At 70.9% G+C, this 26,081-nt stretch carries 15 protein-coding genes; 11 read left to right on the top strand and 4 right to left on the bottom strand.

The window, feature by feature from the left end; translation table 11 throughout:
• The first annotated feature begins 40 nt into the window (after nucleotides 1-40).
• From JI751_RS11825 to JI751_RS21830, 3 genes are all read left to right on the top strand, one after another.
• Nucleotides 41-835, top strand: a complete 795-nt coding sequence (locus JI751_RS11825) for a phosphotransferase (RefSeq protein ID WP_201936413.1) — start codon at nucleotides 41-43, stop codon at nucleotides 833-835.
• A gap of 23 nt (nucleotides 836-858) precedes the next feature.
• Nucleotides 859-1,263: an NUDIX hydrolase gene (locus JI751_RS11820; RefSeq protein ID WP_201936411.1), complete on the top strand. Its 405-nt coding sequence runs from the start codon at nucleotides 859-861 to the stop codon at nucleotides 1,261-1,263.
• 102 nt (nucleotides 1,264-1,365) lie between these two features.
• Nucleotides 1,366-3,096, top strand: a complete 1,731-nt coding sequence (locus JI751_RS21830) for a M12 family metallo-peptidase (RefSeq protein ID WP_201936410.1) — start codon at nucleotides 1,366-1,368, stop codon at nucleotides 3,094-3,096.
• 29 nt (nucleotides 3,097-3,125) lie between these two features.
• Here the strand turns inward: JI751_RS21830 and JI751_RS11810 are convergent, their stop codons facing one another.
• Together JI751_RS11810 and JI751_RS11805 are read right to left on the bottom strand one after the other, a co-directional pair.
• Nucleotides 3,126-3,920, bottom strand: a complete 795-nt coding sequence (locus JI751_RS11810) for a nucleotidyltransferase domain-containing protein (protein ID WP_201936409.1) — start codon at nucleotides 3,918-3,920, stop codon at nucleotides 3,126-3,128.
• Entirely contained in the window at nucleotides 3,917-4,249 is a 333-nt protein-coding gene (locus tag JI751_RS11805) for a TfoX/Sxy family protein (RefSeq protein WP_201936408.1), read from the bottom strand. Before JI751_RS11805 ends, JI751_RS11810 begins: the two co-directional genes overlap by 4 nt.
• A gap of 62 nt (nucleotides 4,250-4,311) precedes the next feature.
• On the opposite strand from JI751_RS11805, the gene dapA reads away from it, so the two are divergent.
• The 3 genes from dapA to JI751_RS11790 all read left to right on the top strand — a co-directional run bounded on the left by dapA (nucleotide 4,312) and on the right by JI751_RS11790 (nucleotide 8,770).
• A complete protein-coding gene (gene dapA / locus JI751_RS11800; RefSeq protein WP_201936407.1) occupies nucleotides 4,312-5,202 on the top strand; it encodes a 4-hydroxy-tetrahydrodipicolinate synthase in 891 nt (296 codons plus the stop codon).
• A gap of 31 nt (nucleotides 5,203-5,233) precedes the next feature.
• Complete coding sequence (locus JI751_RS11795) at nucleotides 5,234-6,919, top strand: ribonuclease J (protein WP_201936405.1); 1,686 nt, start codon at nucleotides 5,234-5,236, stop codon at nucleotides 6,917-6,919.
• A 75-nt stretch (nucleotides 6,920-6,994) separates the two neighbouring features.
• Nucleotides 6,995-8,770: a GAF domain-containing sensor histidine kinase gene (locus JI751_RS11790; protein WP_201936404.1), complete on the top strand. Its 1,776-nt coding sequence runs from the start codon at nucleotides 6,995-6,997 to the stop codon at nucleotides 8,768-8,770.
• 79 nt (nucleotides 8,771-8,849) lie between these two features.
• Here the strand turns inward: JI751_RS11790 and JI751_RS11785 are convergent, their stop codons facing one another.
• The gene (locus tag JI751_RS11785; protein ID WP_201936402.1) at nucleotides 8,850-12,584 is read right to left on the bottom strand and encodes a S8 family peptidase; all 3,735 of its coding nucleotides are present in this window, start codon (nucleotides 12,582-12,584) and stop codon (nucleotides 8,850-8,852) included.
• Nucleotides 12,585-12,812: 228 nt separating this feature from the next.
• Here JI751_RS11785 and JI751_RS11780 point away from each other — a divergent pair, with 228 nt between their 5' ends.
• From JI751_RS11780 to JI751_RS11760, 5 genes are all read left to right on the top strand, one after another.
• A complete protein-coding gene (locus tag JI751_RS11780; RefSeq protein ID WP_201936400.1) occupies nucleotides 12,813-15,446 on the top strand; it encodes an FtsK/SpoIIIE family DNA translocase in 2,634 nt (877 codons plus the stop codon).
• The gene (locus JI751_RS11775) at nucleotides 15,446-17,083 is read left to right on the top strand and encodes a helix-turn-helix domain-containing protein (protein WP_201936398.1); all 1,638 of its coding nucleotides are present in this window, start codon (nucleotides 15,446-15,448) and stop codon (nucleotides 17,081-17,083) included. The genes JI751_RS11780 and JI751_RS11775 overlap by 1 nt, the downstream gene beginning before the upstream one ends.
• Nucleotides 17,084-17,169: 86 nt before the next feature.
• Nucleotides 17,170-18,642, top strand: coding sequence for a 30S ribosomal protein S12 methylthiotransferase RimO (rimO, locus tag JI751_RS11770; RefSeq protein ID WP_201936396.1), 1,473 nt, complete (start codon nucleotides 17,170-17,172; stop codon nucleotides 18,640-18,642).
• Nucleotides 18,639-19,262 (top strand): CDP-diacylglycerol--glycerol-3-phosphate 3-phosphatidyltransferase, encoded by a 624-nt coding sequence (gene pgsA / locus JI751_RS11765; protein WP_201936393.1) that lies wholly within the window; start codon nucleotides 18,639-18,641, stop codon nucleotides 19,260-19,262. The genes rimO and pgsA overlap by 4 nt, the downstream gene beginning before the upstream one ends.
• Nucleotides 19,263-19,412: 150 nt before the next feature.
• A complete protein-coding gene (locus JI751_RS11760; RefSeq protein ID WP_201936392.1) occupies nucleotides 19,413-24,254 on the top strand; it encodes an ExeM/NucH family extracellular endonuclease in 4,842 nt (1,613 codons plus the stop codon).
• Between the two features lie 57 nt (nucleotides 24,255-24,311).
• Here the strand turns inward: JI751_RS11760 and JI751_RS11755 are convergent, their stop codons facing one another.
• On the bottom strand, nucleotides 24,312-26,078 hold the full coding sequence (locus JI751_RS11755; RefSeq protein WP_201936390.1) for a glycoside hydrolase family 15 protein: 1,767 nt from the start codon (nucleotides 26,076-26,078) through the stop codon (nucleotides 24,312-24,314).
• Between the last annotated feature and the right edge of the window lie 3 nt (nucleotides 26,079-26,081).

Raw genomic sequence — 26,081 nt, 5'->3', positions numbered from 1 at the left:
TCGGTGGCCGTGGAGGTCGTCCGTCCCTAGGGTCGCCCACATGGACGACACGCAGCCCGAGAGCCGGTTCGCCGCCGCCGACCGGGCCGCGGAGGCCAACGAGCTGCACCGGCCCGTCGCGATCGAGGACGGCGTGGTCACGCGCCCGGCCGGCGAGCACACGGCCACCGTGCAGGACTACCTGCGCCACCTGCGCGCGCAGGGACTCGGGTGCGTGCCCGAGCCGTTGGGGGTCGAGGACGGTGTCGAGCGGCTCGGGTTCATCGAGGGCGCGGACGGCGGTGAGGGCTGGTACCACCAGCACACCGACCAGGGCCTCGCCTCCGCTGCCCGCCTGCTCAGGACGATCCATGACGCGGGAGTCGGCTGGACGCCGCCGGAGGACGCGGTGTGGGGCGCGGTCCCCGTCGCGGGCGAGGGCGTCGTGCCCTGCCACGGCGACCCCGGTCCGTGGAACTTCATCTGGCGCGACAACGAGGCCGTCGCCCTCATCGACTGGGACTACCTCCACCCGGCACCGCGGGTCACGGACGTGGCGTACGCCCTGCACTGGTTCGCGCCGCTGAGGTCCGACGAGCACGCGCTGGAGTGGCACCACTTCCCGGTCGTGCCCGACCGGGCCGCGCGGGCCCGCACCTTCGTCGAGGCGTACGGCGACCTCCCGGACTTCGACGTCGCGGACGCGGTCATCGCGCGGATCCGTGCCGTGATCCGCCTGCGCGCCGACCTGGCGGCGCGTGGCGTCGAGCCCCAGCGGACGTGGGTCGCCGACGGCGCCGAACAGCTCGACCTCGAGGAGATCGCCTGGATCGAGGAGCACCGCGGGGAGCTGTGAGCGGGCCTGACATGCTCCGGGGCATGGATCCCGACCGGCACATCGTCGTCGCGGCCATCGCACTGGTGCGCGACGGCCACGTGCTGACGGTGCGCAAGAAGGGCACCGAGCGGTTCATGCTGGTCGGCGGCAAGCTCGAGCCGGGGGAGTCGGCCCGCGACGCCGCGCTGCGGGAGACCCGCGAGGAGGTCGGGCTGCACATCACCGAGGCGACGCTGCTCGGCGAGTTCCACTCCGACGCCGCCAACGAGCCCGGGCACACGCTCCACTCGACGGTGTTCCTGGTCGAGTCCGACGCCGAGCCCGTGGCGTCGGCGGAGATCGCGGAAGTGCGCTGGACCCCGATGCACGACCACCCCGACGACCTCGCGCCGATGCTCGAGCACCACGTGCTCCCCCTCCTTGTTGAAACCTTGACCAACGACTGAATCTGAGGTGGCTCGACTGTCACCGTGCCGTGCATCTCTGCTCCGTATCAATAGGTCTCGTCCTCTCGGGACCATTGATTCCAGCGTGGGAGTTGCACCGTCGTGGGTGTTCGTTCGTCTCGTGTCCTTGTCGCGCGCGCATTCGTCGCGGCGATCGTCGGCGTCGCCGCCCTCGGTACGTCGGGTCCCGCCCAGGCCGCCCCGGCGACCGGGCTCCTCGACCTCGTGTGCTCCCAGGTCCTCCTCCAGCAGCCGACCCGGCTGTCGACGGCGCTCGAGTCCGGCCTCAGCACCGCCGTCGTACGCGCGCTCAACGACCTGACGGGCGAGCAGGTCGAGCACCTGGCCGCCGACGCCACGAGCTGGGTGGACGAGTGCGGCCGCGTCTTCGTCGCCGACCACGCGATCGCGTCGTCCCAGCAGGTGACGGCCGACGCGATGCCGGGTGACGCGGTCCCCTCCGACGTGTTCGCGCTGTCGTCGCGACCGGGGTCGACCCGCACCATCTACCTCGACTTCGACGGCGCCACCTACTCCGGCACTCGCTGGAAGAACGGCGCCGAGATCGTGTCGCCGGCCTACTCGATCGACGCCGACCGCTCGACGTTCAGCTCCGTCGAACGGGCGCAGATCTTCCTCGCGTGGCAGACGGTGGCCGAGGACTACGCACCCTTCGACGTCAACGTCACCACGCTCCGCCCGGATCCCTCGGCCCTCACCCGGACGTCGGCCACCGACCTGACCTACGGCATGCCGGTGGTGATCAGCCCGACCAACTCGGTCGGCTCCGGGTGCGGCTGCGGCGGTCTCTCCTACGTCGGAATCTTCGGCAGCGTCAACGCCACCGACTACCAGCCGGCCTGGATCTTCACCAACGGATCGGGCACGGGCGGCTACGACGTGGGTCAGATCATCAGCCACGAGGTCGGCCACACCTTCGGGCTGAGCCACGACGGGACCAGCCAGGCGTCCTACTACGCCGGCGCGAAGGGCTGGGCCCCCATCATGGGCGCCTCCTACGGCCGACGCGCCTCGCACTGGTCGATGGGGGAGTACGCCGGCGCGAACAACGTCGAGGACGACACGGCGGTCATCGCCCGGACGGCCCCCGTCGTCGCCGACGACCACGCCGGCTCCCTGCTCGGCGCGACCCACGTGGAGGCGGGCACCCCGGTGGCCGGGGCGATCACGACCCGCGCCGACACCGATGCCTTCTCGTTCAGCGCCTTCGGGCGGACGGCCCTCTCCGTCGCCGGACCCGCCGGCTTCTGCAACCTCGACGTCCGGCTGACGATCCTCACGCCGCTCGGCGCCACGGTGGCCACCGTCGACCCGGTCGCCGACGTCGCCGACGACGCCTCGATGAGCGCCACCTGGCTCGTCGACCTGCCCGCGACCGCGGCGAGCTACGTCGCGGTCGTGGACGGCACCGGGATGGGGACGCCCTCGGAGGCCGGTCGCTACAGCGACTACGGCTCGCTCGGTGCCTACACAGTGTCCCTGTCGACCGGTGGCAGCACGGCCACACCGTTGACGACAATCACCACCCCCACCACGTCGACCGTCGACAGCGCGTCGTCGATCGCGTTCCTCACGACCCGGCTGCCGCGGGCGCACCGCGGCACGCCCTACCGCGCCGCCATCCGGTTCCGCGGCCCTGTGTCGGAGGCACGCGTCGACTGGCGGCTGCCGCGTGGGCTGAGGTGGAAGGTCCGGGACGACCGGATCGTGATCCGGGGCCGGGTCGGGGCGAGGTCGTCGGGCAAGTTCGCCACCGTGCTTGCCGGGAAGAGCGGGTCGGTCCGTCGGGTCTTCCGGATCGTCGTCCGGTAGTCCGTGGTCCGGCAGTCCGCCAGGTAGTCCTACGGCGCGAACACGCCGAGCTCGGTGCCCCAGCCGTCGATCATCTCCGTCGTGCGCGCGTGCCCCCGCCGCTCGTCGTACGCCGCACAGGCCGCGCGGACGCGTGTGAACGTCTCCCGGAGGGCCCCGGCGTCGCCGGCGAGCGTGCGGTCGAGCAGGCCGAGCAGGTCATCGGCGGGCCACCCCTCGACCGGGTGGTGGCGCAGCTCCCAGGGGAGGTACTTGTTGTAGGGCCGCACCCGGCCGGCGATCGCGAACACCACGTCGAGCAGCCACGGGACGGACTCGGCGGCGTCGAGCCGGGCCTCGAGCGGGCGGCCGTCGCGGTCGTTCTTGAGGGCCCGGTAGGCGAAGTTGACCCAGCCGTCGAGGCGGTCGTGGTCGATCAGGACCGCGTCGGCCTCGTCGGGAGTGAGCAGCGCCTGGCGCTGGGCCGCTGCGGCGAGCTCGCCGCCCGTGCGGTCGAGCAGCACCGGAGCGCGTGCGTAGGTCCACCGGAACCACCAGTCACCGGTGCCGAACTCCGGGACGTCGAGCAGCTCCGACCAGGAGTCGACCTGCTCGTCGACATCGGGTGAGTGCGCCGTCTGCCGGGTGGCGGCCGCATCGTCGGTGAGGACCACCACGACGTCGAGGTCGGAGCGCGGGGTGGCGTAGTTGCGGCCTGCCGAGCCGCTGAGCAGGATCCCGAGCAGGTCGTCGCCGTGGGCCGCCTGGTTGCGCTCTGCCAAGGCGCCGATGGTCGACCGCTGCTCGCTCGTCAACCAGGCGGGCAGGGTCAGGTCGGGGCTCACTTCGGCGGGAGCGTGCGCACGAAGGTCGCGCCGCGCTCCACCCACAGCTCGAGCTGCTCGTCGGACGAGAGGGCGTCCGGCGACACCAGCAGCCAGCCGGCCATCTCCCGTCCGCGCATCTCCATCGGCCGCACCGTGTCGCCGTCGAGCCACTCCGCCGTCTGCGCCGGGTCGGCGCGCACCATCAGCGCGCCTGAGCTGGCGGCCGCGACGGCCATGTGGCCGTGGAGCATGAAGCCGAGGCCGCCGAACATCTTCCTCGACGTCCAGCCCTCGTCCCCGTCGACCAGGTCGTGGATCCGCTGCGCCAGCACCTCGTCGTACGCCATGCCCACGAGTATGCGGCTCGCCGACGACAGCGCGACGGACGTGGGGCGATAACCTTGCCGTCATGAGCTCCGCAGCACCGTTCGGTCGTCTCCTCACGGCGATGGCCACCGCGTTCCACGAGGACGGCAGCGTCGACCTCGACGGCACCGCGGCGATCGCGGTCCACCTCGTCGAGCACGGCAACGACGGGGTCGTCGTGAGCGGCACGACGGGTGAGAGCCCGACCACGTCCGTGGCCGAGGACGGGGAGATCCTGCGCGCGGTCCAGGACGCGGTCGGCGACCGCGCCGTCGTGATCGCGGGCGTCGGCACCAACGCCACGGCCCACTCGGTGGAGCTGGCCCGGCAGGCGGAGAAGGTCGGCGTCGACGGGGTGCTGCTGGTCAGCCCCTACTACAACAAGCCCGGGCAGGTCGGCCTGCGTCACCACTTCTCGAGCGTCGTCGAGGCCACCGACCTCCCGGTCATGCTCTACGACGTCCCCGGCCGCACCGCCAGCCTGATCGAGCTCGACACCTACGAGGCGATGCGTCGCTACGACCACGTGACGACCGTGAAGGAGGCCTCCGGCCTGCTCGCGCGCACCGCGCAGCTGGTCGAGATGGGCTACTCCGTCTACTCCGGCGACGACGTCAACACGCTCGGCTACCTCGCCTACGGTGGCGTAGGCCTGGTGTCCGTCGTCGCGCACGCCGCGGGCGACCAGCTGAAGGCGATGCTCGACGCCTGGGACGCCGGCGACCACGCGGAGGCCCTGCGGATCCACACCTCACTTCTCCCGGCGTTCGACGCCGTCATGGGGGTCCCGAACTACGGGGCCACCACCGCCAAGGCAGCCCTCGAGCTGCTCGGCGTGCTCGACAACCGCCGCGTCCGCGGCCCACTGGTCGCCCTGGACGACGACGAGGTCACGGCGCTGCGCGCCGGTCTCGCCGCCGCCGGCCTCCTGTGACATCCACGTCCCAGACACCTGAAGGAATCCCTTGAGCCACCCCCACCTCGACCTGAGCACGCCCGGCCCGCTTCCCGCCGGAGGCCTTCGGGTCATCCCGCTCGGGGGACTGGGCGAGGTCGGTCGCAACATGACCGCGTTCGAGTACGACGGTCGACTGCTGCTCGTCGACTGCGGTGTGCTCTTCCCCGAGGACCACCACCCCGGTGTCGACCTGATCCTCCCCGACTTCGAGCCCATCCGGGACCGTCTCGACGCGGTCGAGGCGCTCGTGCTGACCCACGGTCACGAGGACCACATCGGCGCCACGCCGTACCTCCTGCGCGAGCGGGGCGACATCCCGCTCGTCGGCTCCAAGCTCACCCTCGCCCTGCTGGGCTCCAAGCTCCGCGAGCACCGGCTCAAGGAGACCGCGCAGTACGAGGTCGCGGAGGGGCAGACGATCACGTTCGGCCCGTTCGTGCTCGAGTTCGTCGCGGTCAACCACTCGATCCCGGACGCGCTCGCCGTCGTGATCCGCACCGGCGCCGGCGTCGTGCTCCACACCGGCGACTTCAAGATGGACCAGCTCCCGCTCGACGGCCGGATCACCGACCTCAACGAGTTCGCCCGGCTCGGCGACGAGGGCGTCGACCTGTTCCTCACGGACTCCACCAACGCCGAGGTGCCCGGCTTCACCACCTCGGAGAAGGAGATCGGCCCGGTGCTCGACCGGGTCTTCGCCAAGAGCGAGCAGCGGATCATCGTGGCGTGCTTCGCCTCGCACATGCACCGCGTGCAGCAGGTGCTCGACGCCGCCGTCGCGCACGGCCGCAAGGTCGCCTACGTCGGCCGCTCGATGGTGCGCAACATGGCCATTGCGCAGGAGCTCGGCTACCTCACGGTGCCGCCGGGCGTCATGGTGGAGGCCAAGGAGCTCGCCGACCTGCCGCCGCACAAGCAGGTCCTCATCTCGACCGGATCGCAGGGCGAGCCGCTCGCAGCGCTGAGCCGGATGTCGCAGAGCAACCACCACTTCGTGCACCTCGAGCCCGGCGACACCGTCGTCCTCGCCAGCTCGCTGATCCCGGGCAACGAGAACGCCGTCTACCGCGTGATCAACGGCCTGTCCCGGCTCGGCGCCAACGTCGTGCACAAGGGCAACTCGCTCGTGCACGTCTCCGGCCACGCCAGCGCCGGTGAGCTCCTCTACTGCTACAACATCGTCAAGCCCCGCAACGTGATGCCCGTGCACGGCGAGGTACGCCACATGCGCGCCAACGCCGACCTCGCCCGGGCGACCGGCGTCGAGAACGTCGTGCTTGCCGAGGACGGCGTCGTCGTCGACCTGATCGACGGTGTGGCGAAGGTGGTCGGCAAGGTCGACGTCGGCTACGTCTTCGTCGACGGCACCACGATCGGCGACATCTCCGAGGCCTCGATGAAGGACCGCCGCGTCCTGGGCGAGGAGGGATTCCTGTCCGTCATCGTCGTGGTCGACTCGGTCACCGGCAAGGTCGTGTCCGGCCCCGAGATCCACGCCCGCGGCTTCGCCGAGGACGAGACGACCTTCGACGAGATCCGCCAGCCGATCGTCGACGCGATCCACGCCGCCGTGCAGGAGGGCGTCACCGACTCGCACCAGCTCCAGCAGACCGTCCGACGTGTGGTGGGTCGCTGGGTCAACCGCGCGCACCGTCGCCGCCCGATGATCATTCCTGTGGTGATCGAGGCATAGCCGCTGGGCGTACGCCCTAGGATTCCCGCGGGGCAACCGGGACGAGGTGCCGACGGATCTGGTGGGGAGGTGCACGTGGCGCACAACATGGACGCGCTGAGCCGGCTCGCCGAGCTCATGCGCCGCGTCAACTCCTCGACCGACACCGAGGTCATCCTCGAGGAGATCGCGCACGGCGTCGTCGACGTCCTCGGCTACGGCGTCTCGGCGATCGCCCGCCTCGAGGGCGACACGCTCGTGATGACCAACGTCGCCGGTCCGCCCGAGGTGGTCGCGCAGATCCTGCACCGCCGCACGCCGGCCGAGCAGATCCTCGACGAGTTCCGCGAGGCCGACCGGTGGGGGATCCTCCGGTTCGTCCCGGCGGGCCGGATGTCCGAGGAGCGGCTGCGCGCTGCGTGGATCCCCGACGTGCCGCTCAGCGACGACCCCGAGGCCTGGCACCCCGAGCACGCCCTCTACGCCCCGCTCTACTCGGCCGGCGGCGAGCTCCTCGGCAACATGGCCGTCGACCTGCCGCCCGGCGACCGCGTACCCAACCTCACCGACCGCGAGCTGCTCGAGATGTTCGCGGTCCAGGCGGGCGTGGCCCTGTCCAACGCCCGCGAGCGCGAGAGGCTCACCGACCGGCTCCGGCTGGACCGCATGCTGACCGCCGTCGCCGGGGCAGGCACCCAGCACAGCCTGCCGCAGGCGCTCACGTCGGCGGTCGCGGCGATCGCGGAGTGCTTCGGCACCGTGCAGACGGTGGTGCGGACCTTCCCCGCCGACGCCCAGGGCAGCCAGATCGGCATCGCCACGCCGCTGGCCTTCACCCCGGAGAACGACGTCCCGGAGATCCGCACCGACCTCGCCGAGCTCGGCGACCGCCCGGAGCTCATCGAGCTCGGGGTCACCGACGAGTCCTCCGCACGCCTCCCGCGCAGCGCTGCCCCGATGCAGCGGCTGATGCGGAGCATGCGCGTCGAGCGCGCCCTCGTGTGCCCGCTCGTGTCCCGCGAGGAGCTGGTCGGCTACCTCGTCCTCGGGTTCGCCCGCCACGCGCGTCCGCTGACCACTGCCGAGGCCGACGCCGTCCTCGAGGTCGGTCGCCTGCTCGCCCAGACCGTCCGCGCCTCGCGCGTCCTCGAGACCGAGCAGCGGCTGGTGCAGGAGCTGCGCGAGCTCGCGCGTTACCGCAGCGAGCTGATCGCCACGATCTCGCACGAGCTCAAGACCCCGCTGACGGCGATCCTCGGCCACGCCGAGCTCATCGCCGACCGGCACCCCGACCTCACCTCGATCGACGCGATCATCCGCAACGCCCAGCGGCTCAACAACCTCGTCGCCAACCTGCTCCACTACTCACGGATCCAGGGCCGTCGCGAGACCGTACGCCGTGCCGTCGACCTCGCCGAGCTGTGCGAGGCCAGCGTCGACCTGCTCGGGATCCGCGCCAAGCAGGCCGGCGTACGCCTCTCCTTCACCTCGTCCGGCTCCGGTCCGGTCGTCGTCTTCGGGGACCCCGAGGAGCTGGCGCGGGTGATCGACAACATGGTCGACAACGCGGTGAAGTACACGCCCGAGGACGGATCCGTCGAGGTCACGATGACGGTCTCCGACGACGAGGTCAGCGTCGAGGTCACCGACACCGGCCTCGGCATCTCGGTCACCGACCAGGCGCACGTCTTCTCGGCCTTCCACCGCTCCACCAACCCCAACGCGCTGTCCGTGCCGGGCACCGGTCTCGGGCTGCCCATCGCGCAGCGCATCGCCGAGTCGCACGGCGGCACGCTGTCCGTCTCCTCGGAGCTGGGGCGGGGGAGCACCTTCACGTTCACGTTGCCGCTGCGCTCGACGCGCGACTCCTGAGCGCAGGCGTCGCGGCCCGCACAGCCCGAAGGCCCCGGCGGATCTCTCCGCCGGGGCCTCCGGGATGGTGCGGCTCAGCTCATCGCACGACGCGGAACCTGATGCGGTCCTTGCTCGTGTCAGCAGTGTCGGAGCCCTTGTACTTCGCCAGGGCCACGTGCTTGCCCACGAAGTAGTCGCGCTTGATCCGGAACACGGCGCGGCCGTCGTCCAGCTTGACGCGACCCATCCGCTTGCCGTCGATGCGCAGCACGACCTTGCCGGTCGGTGTGGCCTCGTCCGACGCCACCGTGACCACGACCTTGAAGTTCTCCCGGTAGGAGGGCTTCTTCGGCTTGATCCGCACCGAGGTCTCCGTCTCCACCACGCCCGGCGCCGGGGTCGGCGTCGGCGTGGGGGTCACGGTCGGGGTGGGCGTCGTCGTGGGCGTCGGCGTCGTGGTCGGCGGGGTCGCCGGGTCCTGGAGCGTGACGACCTGGGCCTTCTCGCCCACCTTGTTGTGGAGGTGGACCATCATCAGGCCCTGCCCACCGTCGGCCGCGTAGGACGCGGCGTTGCGGGTGACGGTCAGCTCGGCGTCGCGCTGGTCGAAGACCAGCGGACCCTCACCGTTGGCATCGGTCACGCTGATGCCCGGGGTGAAGAGGTCGGCGCTCAGCGACACCTCGCCGGACTGCGGGTCGATGCCGACGGCGTCGATGTAGTCCGCGCTGAGGTTGGTGTAGCTGATGAACCCGTAGTTGATGCGCGGGTTGTCGACGTCGACGCCGAAGTCGGCCAGGGCACCGAGGTACACCGGCATGATCATCGTGTCGCTGTCGAACGCGGCCGAGTCGACGTTGCCGAAGCGTCCGTTGAGCAGCTGGATGTCGATCGCTCCGGCGCTGAACGGCTTGGACAGGTCGTAGAGCGAGACGACGAACACGTCCTCGTCGGTGAGCCGCGTGTTGAAGGCCACCAGGTCGGGGTTGTTGTCGCCGTCCGTGTCGATGTAGAGGTCGTACTCGATCTTCGACGCCGGGGTGCTCCACGGGCCGTGCGCGTTGACGGCGAAGTAGGCCAGCGAGTCGTCCTGGCTGCCCCACACCGGGTAGTCCGAGGTCACGCCGACGTGTGCGATGTCGGCAAAGCGCTCCTCGGGCAGGTTGAGGCAGCCCGAGGCGGCACCACCGGTGCACATCGGCTCCTGTCCGTCGACGGCCGCCAGCTCGAACCCGGCAGCGAGGGAGAAGATGTCGTTCGCCCCGTCGCTGTCGCTGGTGCCGTTGGCGCCGTTGCCCAGGTCGTAGCCGTCCAGCGTGAGCTGGGCGGCCTGCGTCGCGCCGGCGGGCATCGCGAGCTCCGAGGCCTGCGACATGTCGGACGCGGGCCGCGGTGCGGCGTAGACCGGGACGCGCAGGGCGACACCGCTCTGCGGGGTCAGCACGACCCGGCCGCTGGACGAGGAGAGCACCTCGCGCGGGTACTGACCGGCGTTGTCGAGCCGGCCCGTGGCGGGGTCGGCCGTCTTGGTGAGGAAGCCACGGCTCTTGGTGCTGAACGTGACCGTCACGTCGGTGGACCCACCGGCCGGGACGGTGACCGAGGACGGCGACACCGACCACGACGTGCCCGGGACCGACGTCGAGGCGACGTAGGACGTGCTGTAGGTCGCCGCGTTGGCGCCGGTGTTCTGCACCTTGATGGTCTTCGTCATGGTCGTCGGGTCGGAGACCTCGACCGCGCCGAACGAGACGCTGACGGCGCCCGGGTCCTCGTTGACGTAGGCGAGCACCTGGTTGGCGAGCGCCGCGTCGGCCTTGATGCGGCCGGCGCCGACCCGGTTCGGGGCGTACTTCGCGCCGGTGTGGTTCTTGCCGACGAAGAGGTCCTGGCCGGCGGTGTTCATGATGTCGGCCTTGATCATCTCCGGCGTCCACGACGGGCGCAGGCCCTTCACGAGCGCGGCCAGGCCGGCCACCATGGGCGAGGCCATGGACGTGCCGCTGAGGTCCTCACCGCGGGTTCCGGTGCCCACTCCGGTGGAGTAGACGCTGGTGCCGACAGCGGAGACGTCCGGCTTCAGCGCACCGGCGGCGTGGCCGCCGCGCGACGAGGAGGAGTTGACCGTGTCGACGTCCTCCGGGAAGTCCTGCACGACCGTGCCGTAGGTGGTGCCGGTGACCGACACGGGCTGGCTGGCGGCCAGGGCCGTACGGATGGCGTCGCCGCCGCTCTTGACGACCAGCACGCCGGGAATGACCGAGCTGCCGGTGATGCCGGCCTCGAAGGTCTCGCCGGAGTTGTGGAAGATGAACCCGGTGGCACCGGCCGCGGCCAGGTTGCCGCTGCGCAGGACCGAGCCGCACTCGAGCGCCGGGCCCTGGGTCCACTTGACCAGGGCGATCTTGCCGGTGACCTTCGCCTTGTCCTCCGTGCTGAGCGGGTCGCAGGCGGTGTCGTTGGAGCCGGTGAGCTCCACGACGTCGCCGGCCAGGTCGTCGTCGTTCTCCCAGTCGTAGGCGACGCTGCGGCTGATGCCGAAGGTCTGCGCCGCTCCGCCGTTGATGACGACGGACACGCCGTCCAGCGTGCTCTTCGCGTCGACCGTGTTGGCGACCGTGATCGCCCGCACCGACGAGCCCGGGGAGCCGCTGACGTCCTGGACGTCGCCGGAGTTGCCGGCCGAGATGGCCATCACGACGCCCGCCGCCGAGGCGGCGTCGGCCATGATCGCGTCACCGTCGTCGGGGGAGCCGTAGCCCGATCCCAGCGACATGTTGACGACGTCGACGTGGTCGTTGGGGATGCCGTCGCCGTTGGGGTCGACGGCCTTCTCGATGGCGGCGGACACGACGTTGGTCGAGCCCTCGCAGCCGAAGACCTTCAGCGCGACCAGCTTGGCGGCGGGGGCCATGCCCGGGCCGATCTTCATCGTGTCGAAGGGGGTGGAGGTGTCGTACGCCCCGGTGTAGGTCGAGCCGTCGGCGTTCTCGCCGAAGCCGGCCGCCGAGCCACCGACGTGGGAGCCGTGGCCGCCGCAGTCGAGCGGGTTGGGGTCGGGCTTCGGGGTCGAGCTGGCCGGCACCTCGGCGTCGTAGTCGTTGCCGACGAAGTCCCAGCCGCCGATCACCTTGGCCGTCGGGAAGAGCGACGAGGTGTTGGTGGCGGTGTCGGACGTGGCGAACTCGGTCTCGTACGACTCCACCGTGCCCGGGCCACCGAAGTTGGCGTGGGTGTAGTCCAGGCCGGTGTCGATGATCGCGATGGTCGTCCCGGCGCCGGTCTCGCTGTTGGCGGTCCAGGCCGCCGGGGCGCCGTGGAGCTGCACGGCCGAGGCGTTCGAGGGCGTCTTGGGTGCGATCGGGTGGACCGATGCGACGCCGGAGATGGCCTCGAGCGTCGCCTGCGAGGCCTCGGAGGTCACCGCGACGGCGGCGAGCGCGGCCTGGGTGCGGTAGAGCACGTCCGCGTCCGTCGGGAGCTGGTCGATGACCCGCTCCTGCGCGGTCCGCACGCGGCTGAGCTGGTCACGGGCGGCCGACGTGGCCGCGGTGCCCTTGCCCCCGGCGCGGTTGAACGCCGTGCTCGTGCTGGTGGTGTCGAGGGTGAGCAGGTAGGCCTGGCGGCCGGACGCTGCGCGATCCGCGAGACGCCCGGTGCCCCCGGCGTCTCCGCCGCTCTTCTGCTTCAGTGACTGCGGGCCGGCGTTGAAGTCGCCGGGACGTGTCGCCGCTGTCGTCGGCGATACCCCGAGAGTGGCCGTGGTGGCCAGTGCCGCGGCAGTGACGGCAAGGGCCGCCGTGCGCCACGAGCTACGAGAGTGCTCGGACAAGATTCCTCCATGGGAACGGGTTGATACGCGTCACCTCCGCGGGTGACCGGGGTCAACCTAAAGACAGCGTCAGACGCAAGGGAAGTGTTACGGCGAGAATTCTTTGATTTCCTACTTTTTATGGCCCACACGTTCCCGCGGCGGAGTGCCCCCTTCCCACCGCACCCGACCACGACACGCGTACCTGTGATCCGTGTGGCTGGTGGGACTTGGCCGTAGGGTCACAGCATGGCGACCCGTACGTCTTCCCCGCCGGGGTCGCGGAGCACGAGCACGTCCGGTTCGAAGAGCCGGTCCAAGGCTTCGAGCACCCGATCCCGGAGTACCAGCAAGCCCGCCCCTCGCTCGAGCTCGACGAGGGGCCGGAGCGGGTCCAGCGCGGCCAAGCGCCGTCCCGCCTCGCGTCCGGCACCCCGCGCCGTGCGCAACGGGCCGGGGCCGGTCTCGCGCGCCTTCGGCGCGGTGGGCCGCGGGATCGCGGCAGTCTGGCTGGGCATCGCCCACGCCGTGGGTGCGGTCGCCCGGTCGATCGGGCAGTCCGCCCGAGACCTCGACCCCGAGCACCGTCGCGACGGTGCCGGGCTCTTCCTCTTCGGCCTGGCGACGATCGCCGCCGCCGCCGTCTGGTGGCAGCTGCCGGGTGGCGTGATGGACTTCGCTCGCTCGCTCACCTCGGGCGCGGTCGGCAAGGTCGGCTGGTTCGTCCCGCTCTTCCTCGTGTACGCCGGCTGGCGCACCCTGCGCGACCCGGAGCGCAACGGCCCCGCTGGCCGCCAGGTGATCGGCTGGACCGCGTTCGGGCTCGGTCTGCTCGGCATCGTCCACATCGCCAACGGCAACCCGCAGCCCGTGCTCGGCGACGCCACCAACCTCCAGGAGGCCGGGGGAGCGGTCGGCTACGTCACCTCGAGCCTGCTCCTCGACCTGATGCAGACGCCGTACGTCGTGGTGCCCCTGCTGGGCCTGCTCGCGATCTTCGGGATCCTGATCATCAGCGCGACGCCCGTCTACCAGATCCCGGTCAAGCTCGCCGCGCTGCGCGACAAGGCGCTGGGACGTACCGCTCCGGAGCCCGAGGCGGTCGAGGACGAGGCCACCAAGCCCGTCCGCACCCGCCGCCGGTCGATGCTCGACGACGAGGTCGACCCCGAGATGGGCGACCCGGCCTACGACAGCCCGGTGCTGTCCGACCGCGAGCTCAGGAAGCGGCGCCGCAAGAAGGACGTCGTCCCCGAGGAGGACGCGGTCGAGGACTACGGCATCGACCTCTTCTCCGACGCCCCCACCGAGGTCACGCCGGCCGTCCCGGCGCCCGCCAGCCCTCCGGAGGCCCTCGAGCCGCCACCGCACACGCCGCTCCCGGCCCGCGTCGAGCAGCTCGCGCTCTCCGGCGACATCACCTACTCCCTGCCCGGCAACGAGGTCCTCAAGCCCGGTTCGGTCCACAAGGCCCGCTCCAAGGCCAGCGACGCGGTCGTCGAGCGGCTGATGCAGGTGATGGACGAGTTCAGCATCGACGCCACCGTCACCGGCTACACCCGCGGCCCGACCGTCACCCGCTACGAGGTCGAGCTCGGCCCCGCGGTGAAGGTGGAGAAGGTCACCGCGCTGAGCAAGAACATCGCCTACGCCGTCGCGTCGGCCGACGTGCGGATCCTCAGCCCGATCCCCGGCAAGTCGGCGATCGGCATCGAGATCCCCAACACCGACAAAGAGATCGTCTCCCTCGGCGACGTGCTCCGCTCCACCACCGCGCGGTCCGACCACCACCCGATGGTCGCCGGACTCGGCAAGGACGTCGAGGGCGGCTTCGTCGTGGCCAACATGGCGAAGATGCCGCACCTGCTCGTCGCCGGCGCCACCGGCTCGGGCAAGTCGTCGTTCATCAACTCGCTCATCACCTCGATCCTGATGCGCTCCACGCCCGACGAGGTGCGGATGATCATGGTCGACCCCAAGCGGGTGGAGCTCAACGCCTACGAGGGCGTGCCGCACCTCATCACGCCGATCATCACCAACCCCAAGAAGGCCGCCGAGGCGCTGGCCTGGGTCGTGCGCGAGATGGACATGCGCTACGACGACCTGGCCAACTTCGGCTTCCGTCACATCGACGACTTCAACAAGGCGGTGCGCGCCGGCAAGGTCGAGGTCCCGGCCGGCAGCGAGCGGGTGCTGTCGCCGTACCCCTACCTCCTCGTCATCGTCGACGAGCTCGCCGACCTGATGATGGTCTCGCCGCGAGACGTCGAGGACTCGGTCGTGCGCATCACCCAGCTCGCCCGCGCCGCGGGCATCCACCTGGTGCTCGCCACCCAGCGACCCTCGGTCGACGTGGTCACGGGCCTGATCAAGGCCAACGTGCCCTCGCGCCTGGCCTTCGCCACGAGCTCGCTCGGCGACAGCCGCGTCATCCTCGACCAGCCGGGCGCCGAGAAGCTCGTCGGCCAGGGTGACGGCCTGTTCCTGCCGATGGGCGCCTCCAAGCCGGTGCGCGTCCAGGGCGCGTGGGTCACCGAGGCGGAGATCCACCAGGTCGTCAAGCACTGCAAGGACCAGCTCGAGCCGACGTACGTCGAGGACGTGACGGCTCCGAAGGAGTCCAAGCGCGAGCTCGACGACGACATCGGCGACGACATGGAGCTCGTGGTGCAGGCCATCGAGCTGGTCGTCTCCACCCAGTTCGGGTCGACGTCGATGCTGCAGCGCAAGCTGCGGGTCGGCTTCGCCAAGGCCGGACGTCTGATGGACATCATGGAGAGCCGCGGGGTCGTCGGGCCCAGCGAAGGCTCGAAGGCACGTGACGTCCTGGTGAAGCCCGACGAGCTCGATTCCGTGATCGCCACGTTGGAGGGGGGAGCCTGATGGGCGCCGTGCTGAAGGACGACGAGACCGAGCCGGTGACGAGGGGGGCGACCGAGGGGTCTCCTGACGGCGACCTGTCCGTCGCGCCCGAGGGCATCGAGGTACGACGCCACGCCGGCGTCGCGGCCGGTGTCGGGCTGACCGCCTCCGCGGTCGCCATCGCCTACCTGGGCCGTGCGTCCCAGGGCGGTTCGGCCCTCGACTGGGCGTTCGTCGTGGTCATGGGCCTGCTCGGTGCCTACTGGCTCCTCAGCCTCGTCGACGCGCGCACGCCGCTGCTCGTCGCCGACGCCCAGGGCATCCGGATCCGGCTCGGCCGCACCTGGCGCGGCCTGCCGTGGACCGCGGTCCACCACGTCGAGCACACGCCCCGTCGCGGCCTGCTCCGCGACGGCCGGCTGGTCGTCGTGCCGCACAACCTCGAGCTGATCGAGTCTGAGATCACCGGCGCCGGCAAGCGCCACACGATGATCTCCCGGATGCTGCACGGTGCGCCCCTGGCGGTGCCGCTGGGGCTCTCCACCCGCCTCGTGGGTGCGGGTGGCGACCTCACGATCGCCCTGGGCCGGGTGGCGCGCGACGCCAGCCAGGTCGTGCTGGTGGAGCCGCTGGTCTCCGACGTCGATGTGGACGACGTCGAGGCCGGCGCTCCTGACGAGGTCGTCGAGGACACCCTCGTCGCCAGCCCGACCCCGGCGGCGCTGCGGGAGACCGGCACGGCGCGTCGCTCCGAGGTCCGCCGCGACTTCGAGCCGGCCGAGACCGCCGACGAGCCGGAGGGGCGCGAGCACCACCGTCCCGGTCGGGTCAGCCTGGTGGAGGAGACCCAGTCGTGGGGTGACCGCGTCCGCGCCATCGCCCGCGCCGGTGACCCCGTCGAGCCGCTCGTGCTCGACGACTTCGAGGTGGAGCCCGCCGAGGACCCGGTGATCGGTCCCGAGCTCGCCGCGGCCCGCACCCGCATCGGCCTCACGGTCGACCAGCTCGCCGAGCGCACCCGGATCCGCCCGCACGTGATCGAGGCCGTCGAGGTCGACGACTTCGAGCCGTGCGGCGGCGACTTCTACGCCCGTGGGCACCTGCGCACCCTCGCCCGGGTCCTCGGACTCGACGTGGCGCCGCTCCTGGCGTCGTACGACGAGCGCTACGCCCACGCCCCGATCAACCCGCGCCGCGTCTTCGAGGCCGAGCTGGCCACCGGCGCCCACGGGTCGATCCGCGGCACCCGCGGTGGTCCGAACTGGTCGGTGCTCGTCGCCGTGGTCATGGCGCTGGTCCTGTGCTGGTCGATCGCCCGCCTGGTGATGGACACCCCGCCCGAGCTCCGCGGCTCGACCCCGGTGCTCAACGGGTCGGGTGGCCCCGAGGGTGCCGGGAACGCCCCGCCGGCCAAGCCGGTCGACGTCGTCATCACCGCGCCCGCGACCGGTGGCGCGCGGGTGGTCGTGCGCGACGGGTCGGGCACGGAGGTCTTCAAGGGTGACCTGGCCGTCGGGCAGTCGCGCGAGCTCAAGGCCTCGCCGCCCGTCCGCGTGATGTCCACCGACGGTGCCGTCACCGCATCGCTCGCCGGTGGCGCGGCGCGTGCCGTCGGTGAGCCCGGGGTCGCGGGCCAGGGCACCTTCGTCGTCGACTGACGTCCCGGGCGGGACCGCCGGTGAGGTGCCTCACCGCCACGGCGTTGCGGGTCCGTGCCCGCGGACGCGGCATACTCACCCGTGCGATGACGACTGACACAGAGGCTGCCCCCACCCCGCTCAACGTCGCGGTGGTGACGCTCGGCTGCGCGCGCAACGAGGTCGACTCCGAGGAGCTGGCCGGACGCCTCGAGGCGGGCGGGTTCGTGCTCGTCGACGACGCCGAGGACGCCGACACGGTGGTGGTCAACACCTGCGGGTTCGTCGAGGCGGCCAAGAAGGACTCCGTCGACACCCTGCTCGAGGCCGCGGACCTCAAGGTCGAGCACGGCGGTCGCGCCCAGGCCGTCGTCGCCGTGGGTTGCCTCGCCGAGAGGTACGGCAAGGACCTCGCCGAGTCGCTGCCCGAGGCCGACGCGGTGCTGGGCTTCGACGACTACCCCGACATCGCGGCCAAGCTGCGGGCGATCGTCGGCGGCGAGGTGCACCACCCGCACACGCCGTCCGACCGCCGTCGACTTCTGCCGATCTCCCCGGTCGACCGCGACGCCTCGACCGTCTCGATCCCGGGCCACGAGGTCGCCGACACCAGCGAGATCGGCGAGGGCGCACCCGCGACCGGACCCCGTGCCGTACGCCGTCGCCTCGACTCCGGTCCGATGGCGCCGCTCAAGCTGGCGAGCGGCTGCGACCGACGCTGCTCGTTCTGCGCGATCCCGGCCTTCCGCGGCTCCTTTGTCAGCCGGCGCCCGAGCGACGTGCTGCAGGAGGGCCAGTGGCTCGCGACCCAGGGGGTCAAGGAGCTCTTCCTCGTCAGCGAGAACTCCACGTCCTACGGCAAGGACCTCGGCGATCTTCGGCTCCTCGAGACGCTGCTCCCCGAGCTGTCGGGCATCGACGGCATCGAGCGCGTGCGGGTGTCCTACCTCCAGCCGGCCGAGACGCGGCCCGGTCTGATCGAGGCCATCGCCGACACCCCGGGCGTCGTCCCCTACTTCGACCTCTCCTTCCAGCACGCCAGCGCCACCGTGCTGCGGCGGATGCGCCGCTTCGGCGACCCCGAGAGCTTCCTCGGGCTGCTCGAGCGGATCCGGACGCTCGCCCCGCTGGCCGGCGTGCGGTCCAACGTCATCGTCGGCTTCCCGGGCGAGACCGAGGAGGACCTCCAGACCCTGTGCGACTTCCTCGTCGCCGCGCGGATGGACGTCACCGGCGTCTTCGGCTACTCCGACGAGGACGGCACTGAGGCGGCCGCCTTCGACGAGGCCGTCAAGCTGGACGAGGACGAGATCCGGTCCCGCACCGAGCACGTGACCGGCCTGGTCGAGGAGCTCAACGCCCAGCGGGCCGAGGAGCGCATCGGCGAGGAGGTCGTGGTCCTGGTCGAGAGCGTCGACGACGACCTCGTCGAGGGACGCGCGGCGCACCAGGGCCCCGAGGTGGACGGTACGACGACACTGCAGGGTGCAGAGGGAGCGAGGATCGGCGACCTGCTGACGGCGACCGTCACGGCGACCGACGGCGTCGACCTCGTCGCGCGGGTGGAGGGAGTGGCATGAGCACCGACCGGCAGGGGCAGGTGTCCAACTGGAACATCGCCAACGTCCTGACCGTCCTGCGCATCGCCATGGTGCCGCTCTTCGGCTGGGCGCTGCTGCACGACGGCGGCAACGACCCGCTGTGGCGCTGGGTGGCGTTCGCCCTGTTCGCGGTCGCGATGATCACCGACAAGATCGACGGCGACCTGGCCCGCAAGCACAACCTCATCACCGACTTCGGCAAGATCGCCGACCCCATCGCCGACAAGGCGATCACCGGCATGGCCTTCATCGGCCTGTCGATCGTCGGGGACATCTGGTGGTGGGTGACGATCGTCGTGCTGCTGCGCGAGTGGGGCGTGACGCTGCTGCGGCTCTCCGTGCTCAAGCAGGTCGTCATCCCGGCCGCGCAGAGCGGGAAGATCAAGACCGTGCTGCAGGCCTTCGCGCTGGCGGGGCTGACCTGGCCGCTGCCGCATGGCAACGCCCACGACGGCGCCTTCGACTTCTGGCCCGGCCCGCTCGGCGAGGTGCTGTTCTACGTCAGCCAGGTCGCGCTCGCCGGTGCCGTGGTGATGACGATGTGGTCCGGGTGGGAGTTCGTCCGCGAGGTCCGCAAGCAGCGCTCGCGGGTCGGCTGACCGAACCCGGCCGTTACGGCCACTCCTCACCAAATCGCTCGTGAACTTTCGTCAACCCTCGCGCGAATTGGTGCAGGCCCGGTATCCCAATTGTCGGACCCTTGGGTGAAGATGCGTGGGTCACATCAACCCTGAAGACTCGGAGCATCCATGCGCTCACTTGCGCTCCTCTCGCCGCGTCGTCTCGCGGCAGGAGCGGGTCTGGCCGTCCTGGCCGCCGGACTCGCCCCGATCGCCGCGGTAGCCAACCCCGCCGGAACCGGCCTCGTCATCAGTGAGGTCTACGGAGGTGCGTTCTCGTCGGGCGCGTCCTACGGCAACGACTTCATCGAGCTGCACAACCCGACCTCCTCCGACATCGACGTGCGTGGCTGGTCCGTCCAGTACCACAGCGCGACCGGCACCGGCGCCTTCGCCGTGACGCCGCTGAGTGGTGTCGTCAAGGCCGGAGCGCGCTACCTCGTCCAGGAGGGCGCCTTCACGACCGGCACCCAGCTGCCCCCGGCCGACGACTTCGGCACGATCAACCTCTCCGGCAGCAGCGGCGTCGTCGCACTCGTGTCCAACACGACGCCCTACCCGACCTTCGGCTCCGGCACGACCGGCGTCGACCTGGCCGGCGTGACGGCCGACGGTCTCGTGGACCTCGTCGGCTACGGCACCACCGCACTGACCTACGAGACGGCCCGGACGGGCGTCGCGACCGGCAACTTCGTCTCGGCGCAGCGCACGGCCGACACGGACGACAACGCCCCCGACTTCACCGAGGCCGAGCCGACGCCCGTCGCCTGCGGCGTGACCTGCGAGCCGCCCCGCGAGGAGTTCACGGGCTCGATCGCCGAGATCCAGGGCACGGGCGCCACCAGCCCACACGCCGAGGACATCGTCACGACCACGGGCGTGGTGACGGCGCGGTACCCCACGGGTGGTCTCAACGGCTTCACCATCCAGACCGGCGGCACCGGAGGTGCCAACGACGCGACTCCCGGGGCCTCCGACGCGATCTTCGTGTGGGGCGGCAGCGACGGGTTCGCCACCTACCCCGCGATCGGTGCATCGGTGCAGGTCAAGGGCATCGCGGTCGAGGGTGCGGGTCCGGCCACCGGCCTGACCGAGATCGTCGCCGAGGACGCCGACGTCACGGCCGTGACCCCCGCGCTGGCGCCGGTCACCCCGCTCTCGATGGCCCTGCCCCGCGACGCCGCGGTGCGGGAGGCTCACGAGAGCGAGCTGGTGACCCTGACCGGTGCCTTCACCGTGACGAACTCCTACACCACCAACCAGTACGGCTCGGTCGGCCTCGCGGCCGGTGCGACCCCGCTGCGTCAGTGGACCGACGTCGCCCGCCCCGGCACTCCCGAGGCCCAGGCCGTCAAGGACGACAACGCCGCTCGTGCCGTCACGATCGACGACGGTGCCAGCATCGACTTCCTCTTCGGTGACACCTCGGCCAAGAACACGCCCCTGCCGTGGCTGACCCCCGACAGCGGCACCACGGCCAAGCCGGTGCGCGTCGGCGCCGCTGCGACGCTCAAGGTCCCCATGATCTTCGAGTTCCGCAACGACGCATGGACGATGCAGCCGACGACCCAGGTCACTGCGGCGACCGACCAGGAGGTCGCGACCTTCGCCAACACCCGGTCGTCCCGCCCGGAGAATGTCGGCGGTGACCTCAAGCTGGCGACGTTCAACGTCCTCAACTACTTCAACACCACCGGTGAGGCGTGGGTCTCGGCCGGGACGGGTCGCTCGTGCGAGTACGACAGGGACCGCCAGAACAACCCCATCACCGTCGACACCTGCTCGGGTGGCAACGGCCCGCGTGGCGCCGCCACTGCGGCGAGCCTGACCCGCCAGCAGGACAAGATGGTCCGTGCGATCACCAACATGGACGCCGACATCGTCGCCCTGGAGGAGATCGAGAACTCGCGGTCGATCGGTGAGACCGACCGGGACGACGCCGTCAAGCAGGTCGTCGCCGCGCTCAACGCGCGCGCCGGCTACACCCGCTGGGCGTTCGCTCCGTCCCCGGACCAGCTGCCGGCCACCGAGGACGTCATCCGCACCGCGATGATCTTCAACCCCGACACGGTGAGCCGCGTCGGGCAGTCGCAGATCCTCGTCGGCTCAGCGGCGTTCAACAACGCCCGTCAGCCGCTCGCCCAGGCCTTCAAGCCGGAGGGTGCGTCCAACAGTGAGGCGTTCGCCGTCGTGGCCAACCACCTCAAGTCCAAGAGCTCGTCCGGCGCCTCGGGTGACAACGTCGACACGGGCGACGGCCAGGGTGCCTACAACGGCGACCGCACGCGACAGGCCCAGGCGTTGGTGACGTTCGCCGACCAGTTCGCCGCTTCGCGTGGAACCAACAAGGTCTTCCTCACCGGTGACTTCAACAGCTACACGTTCGAGGACCCGATGCAGGTGCTCTACGGCGCCGGCTACCAGGTCGTGAAGTCCACCAACGCCAACGAGTGGTCCTACAGCTTCAGCGGCCTCTCCGGTTCGCTCGACCACGTGCTGGCCAACGGGCCTGCGCGGGCGATGGTGACGGGTGCGGACATCTGGGAGATCGGCGCCAACGAGTCGCCGGCCTACTCCTACGAGCGGTTCAACTACAACGTCACCAACTTCCACGCGGCCACTCCCTATGGCGCCTCCGACCACAACCCGGAGATCGTCGGGATCAACACCGCCGTCCAGGACATCCAGGTGCTCGGCATCAACGACTTCCACGGTCGCATCAAGCGCGACGGTGCGGAGTCGGGTGCGGCTGTGCTGGCCGGGGCGGTCAAGCAGCTCCGCAACCAGAACCCCAACACCGTGTTCGCCGCGGCGGGTGACCTCATCGGTGCCTCGACCTTCGAGTCGTTCATCCAGAACGACAAGCCGACGATCGACGCGCTCAACTCGGCAGGTCTCGAGGTGTCGGCGGTCGGCAACCACGAGTTCGACCAGGGCTACGACGACCTGGTGAACCGCGTGATGGCCTCCTACGACCCGGACGACAACCCGACGGGTGGGGCGGAGTGGAAGTACCTCGGTGCCAACGTCAAGTTCAAGGCAACCGGCAACCCCGCCCTCCCCGCCACCTGGATCAAGGACTTCGGTGACGTCGAGGTCGGCTTCGTGGGTGCGGTGACCGAGCACCTGCCGGAGCTGGTGTCGCCGGACGGCATCGCCGACATCCAGGTGACCGACATCGTCAAGGCGACCAACGCCGAGGCGGAGGACCTCAAGGCCCAGGGTGCCGACGTCGTCATCCTGCTCGTCCACGAGGGTGCGGCCACGACGGCCTACAGCTCGGCGGTCGACCCGGCCTCCGACTTCGGCAAGATCGTCAACGGAGTCAGCTCCGACGTGGACGCGATCATCTCGGGCCACACCCACCTCGCCTACAACCACCGCGTCCCGGTGGCGGAGTGGGCGGCGGAGGACCGCGCGGTCACCAAGCGCCCCGTGGTCTCGGCCGGTCAGTACGGCTACAACCTCAACCAGCTCCGCTTCCGGGTGGACGGCAACACGGGCGATGTCCTCGGCATCCGGACGCGCATCATCGCGCTCCAGACCAACGACGGGACGGACGCCTACACGCCCAACTACCCGGACGACGCGGCCACCAAGGCCATCGTCGACGCAGCGGTGGCCAGGGCTGACGTCCTGGGCGCCCGCCCGCTGGGCAAGCTCGCCGGTGCGTTCAACCGGCCGCGTCTGGCGTCCAACGCGGACGCGCGGGGGCGTGAGTCCACGCTCGGCAACCTCGTCGCCGAGGTCCAGCGCTGGGCGACCGAGTCGCCCACGACGGGCAGTGCCCAGATCGCCTTCATGAACCCCGGTGGTCTGCGGCAGGACATGGTCCCTGCGGCCGACGGCACGCTCACCTACCGTGGCGCGGCCAACGTCCAGCCGTTCGCGAACACGCTGGTCAACATGGACCTCACCGGCGAGCAGATCAAGGCGGCGCTGGAGCAGCAGTGGCAGCCCGCCGGTGCGAGCCGACCGTTCCTGCGGCTCGGTGCGTCCAAGGGCTTCACCTACACCTACGACCCGGCGAAGCCTGCCGGGTCGCGGATCACCGCGATGTACCTCGACGGTGTCCGGGTGCAGCCCACGCAGGTGTTCTCGGTGACGGTGAACTCGTTCCTGGCCTCGGGCGGAGACAACTTCTTCGCCTTCGCCGGTGGCACGGGCAAGCAGGACACGGGCAAGTCCGACCTCCAGGCGATGGTCGACTACATGGCGGAGTTCGCCGACGCTTCTGCGGGTGACCCGCCGCTGCCGGTGGACTACAGCCAGCGGGCGGTCGGGGTGTCCTTCCCGGCCGGGGCTCCGTCCTCCTACGCATCGGGCGACACCGTCACCTTCGACGTCAGTTCCTGGCTGATGACGGCGGCCGGTGACGTCACCGACACCAACGTCGACGTGGAGCTGGACGGCGTCTCGCTGGGCAGCTTCCCGGTGGACAAGACCCAGCCGGACGAGCGGTTCGACGAGGCCGGCCGAGCAGCGGTCTCGATCACGCTGCCCGCAGGCCTCAGCGCCGGCGAGAAGGTGATCGAGCTCGTGGGCAGCGCCACCGGCACGACGGCACTGGTCCCGGTGACGGTGGCCGGCGGCACGACCACGCCGACCCCGACGCCGACCCCGACCACCACGCCGACGCCGACGCCGACGCCCACGCCGACCCCGACTCCCACCCCGGAGCCGGAGAAGGCCGCCGCCAAGCTGAAGGTGGTCAACGCCACGGGCACGGTCGGCGACAAGGTCCGGTTCACGGTGAAGGTCAAGGCCGACGGCGTCACGCCGACGGGCTGGGTCAAGGTCCGGGTCGCGTCGACCGGCAAGGTCTACCGCTTCAAGGTCAAGAACGGCAAGGCAGTCGTCAAGCTGCCCGCGTTCGCCAAGGCCGGCAAGCAGAAGCTCGTCATCCGTTACCTCGGTGACGACGACGTGAAGCGCGCCAAGAAGATCGTGAGGCTCAAGATCACCCGTTGACCCGGGCTCACTGATACGGCCCCCGTCCTGCTCCGCAGGGCGGGGGCCGTACGCCGTTCAGCGCAGGCTCAGCGCGGCCTGGACGAGCGTGAGGTGGCTGAACGCCTGCGGGAAGTTGCCCGCCATCCGGCCGTGGGCGGCGTCGTACTCCTCCGAGAGCAGCCCGACGTCGTTGGCCAGCCCGCACAGCCGGTCCATCAGCTCCTCGGCCTCGGAGCGGCGACCCGCGCAGGCGAGCGCGGAGACCAGCCAGAACGAACAGGCCAGGAACGGGTGCTCGTCACCGGAGAGGCCGTCGACACCGGTCTCGGTGCGGTAGCGCAGCAGCAGCCCGTCCGACATCAGGTCCTCCACCACCGCGTCGATCGTGCCGAGCACGCGCGGGTCGTCACCCGGGAGGAAGCCGACGAGCGGGATGGTGAGCAGCGAGGCGTCGACCTCCCGGGTGTCGTAGTGCTGGGTGAAGGTGCCCCGCTCCTCGTCGAAGCCCTTGTCGAGGACCTCCTCGCGCACCCGGTCGCGGAGGTCGCGCCAGCGCTCCACCGGGCCGTCGAGGCCGTGGTCCTCGACCGCGCGCACGGCTCGGTCGAACGCCACCCACACCATCACGCGGGAGTGGGTGAAGTGCCGCTGGTCGCCACGGATCTCCCACAGCCCGTGATCGGGCTCGTCCCAGTGGTCGGCGAGCTCGTCGACCAGCGCGCGCTGGAGCGACCACGAGTTGCGGGTCTCGTCGAGCCCCGCCTCCCGGGCGAGCTCGAGGGCGATCATCACCTCGCCGAGGACGTCGTTCTGCCGCTGTGAGGCCGCGCCGTTGCCGATCCGCACCGGCTTGCTGCCCGCGTAGCCCGGCAGGTGCTCGACCTCGCGCTCGGGGAGCTGGCGGCCGCCGTCGACGGTGTACATGATCTGCAGGTCCGCCGGGTCGCCCGCGACGGCGCGCAGCAACCAGCGGCGCCAGTGGTAGGCCTCTTCGGCGAAGCCCGCCGCCAGCAGCGACTCCAGGGTCAGCGCGGCGTCGCGCAGCCAGCAGAAGCGGTAGTCCCAGTTGCGCACCCCGCCGAAGTCCTCGGGCAGCGACGTGGTGGGCGCGGCCACGATGCCGCCGGTCTCCTCGTGCGTCATCAGCAGCAGGGTCAGCAGGCTGCGGCGGACCATGTCGGCGTGCGGCACGTCATCGGGGGAACGGGCCGACCAGTCGCGCTGCGACTCGGTGGTCGCCGCGATCCGCTCGTCGAACCCGAGTGGCTCCGGGATGTCACGCCACGAGCGGACCCAGGTCGTGGAGAAGGTGAGCTCGTCGCCCTCCGACATCTCGAACTCGTCGGAGTGGTGACCGTCGTGGGCGCGGGGGAGCCGCGGCCCACGCAGGACGAGCTTGTCGGGTCCGGCGACGGCCACGATGAGGTCGTTGCCGTGGGCGTGCTCACGGGTGACCCACGGCCGGACGTGGCCGTAGTCGCACCGCACCACCCAGTCGTGGCGGATCCGCACGGTCCCGCGCGTGCAGGTGAGCCGGCGTACGACGTCCGCCCGTCCGTCGCCGGTGGGCATCAGGTCGAGCAGCACGACCTCGCCGTCGACCGTGGTGAACGTCGTCTCCAGCAGCGCCGTGCCGTCGACGTACCTCCGGCTGGTCGACACCACCTCGTCGGCCGGTGCGAGGAGCCAGCGACCGTTGTCCTCGGTGCCGAGCAGCGCAGCGAAGCAGGCGGGGGAGTCGAAGCGCGGCAGGCACAGCCAGTCGATGGAGCCGTCCTTCCCGACGAGTGCCGCGGTGCCGCGGTCGCCGATGAGCGCGTAGTCCTCGATGGGGAGAGCCATGCG

The organism is Nocardioides baculatus, assembly GCF_016735675.1.
Lineage (GTDB): Bacteria > Actinomycetota > Actinomycetes > Propionibacteriales > Nocardioidaceae > Nocardioides > Nocardioides baculatus.
Note: the sequence above shows the minus strand (reverse complement) of the source record. Positions and strands in the feature narration are given on the sequence as shown.

Excerpts from the sequence above, each read along its gene's own strand:
- JI751_RS11755 (WP_201936390.1), bottom strand. The coding sequence starts at position 26,078 with ATGGCTCTCCCCATCGAGGACTACGCGCTCATCGGCGACCGCGGCACC.
- rimO (WP_201936396.1), top strand. The coding sequence starts at position 17,170 with ATGACGACTGACACAGAGGCTGCCCCCACCCCGCTCAACGTCGCGGTG.
- pgsA (WP_201936393.1), top strand. The coding sequence starts at position 18,639 with ATGAGCACCGACCGGCAGGGGCAGGTGTCCAACTGGAACATCGCCAAC.
- dapA (WP_201936407.1), top strand. The coding sequence starts at position 4,312 with ATGAGCTCCGCAGCACCGTTCGGTCGTCTCCTCACGGCGATGGCCACC.
- JI751_RS11825 (WP_201936413.1), top strand. The coding sequence starts at position 41 with ATGGACGACACGCAGCCCGAGAGCCGGTTCGCCGCCGCCGACCGGGCC.
- JI751_RS11775 (WP_201936398.1), top strand. The coding sequence starts at position 15,446 with ATGGGCGCCGTGCTGAAGGACGACGAGACCGAGCCGGTGACGAGGGGG.
- JI751_RS11805 (WP_201936408.1), bottom strand. The coding sequence starts at position 4,249 with ATGGCGTACGACGAGGTGCTGGCGCAGCGGATCCACGACCTGGTCGAC.
- JI751_RS11760 (WP_201936392.1), top strand. The coding sequence starts at position 19,413 with ATGCGCTCACTTGCGCTCCTCTCGCCGCGTCGTCTCGCGGCAGGAGCG.
- JI751_RS11820 (WP_201936411.1), top strand. The coding sequence starts at position 859 with ATGGATCCCGACCGGCACATCGTCGTCGCGGCCATCGCACTGGTGCGC.
- JI751_RS11780 (WP_201936400.1), top strand. The coding sequence starts at position 12,813 with ATGGCGACCCGTACGTCTTCCCCGCCGGGGTCGCGGAGCACGAGCACG.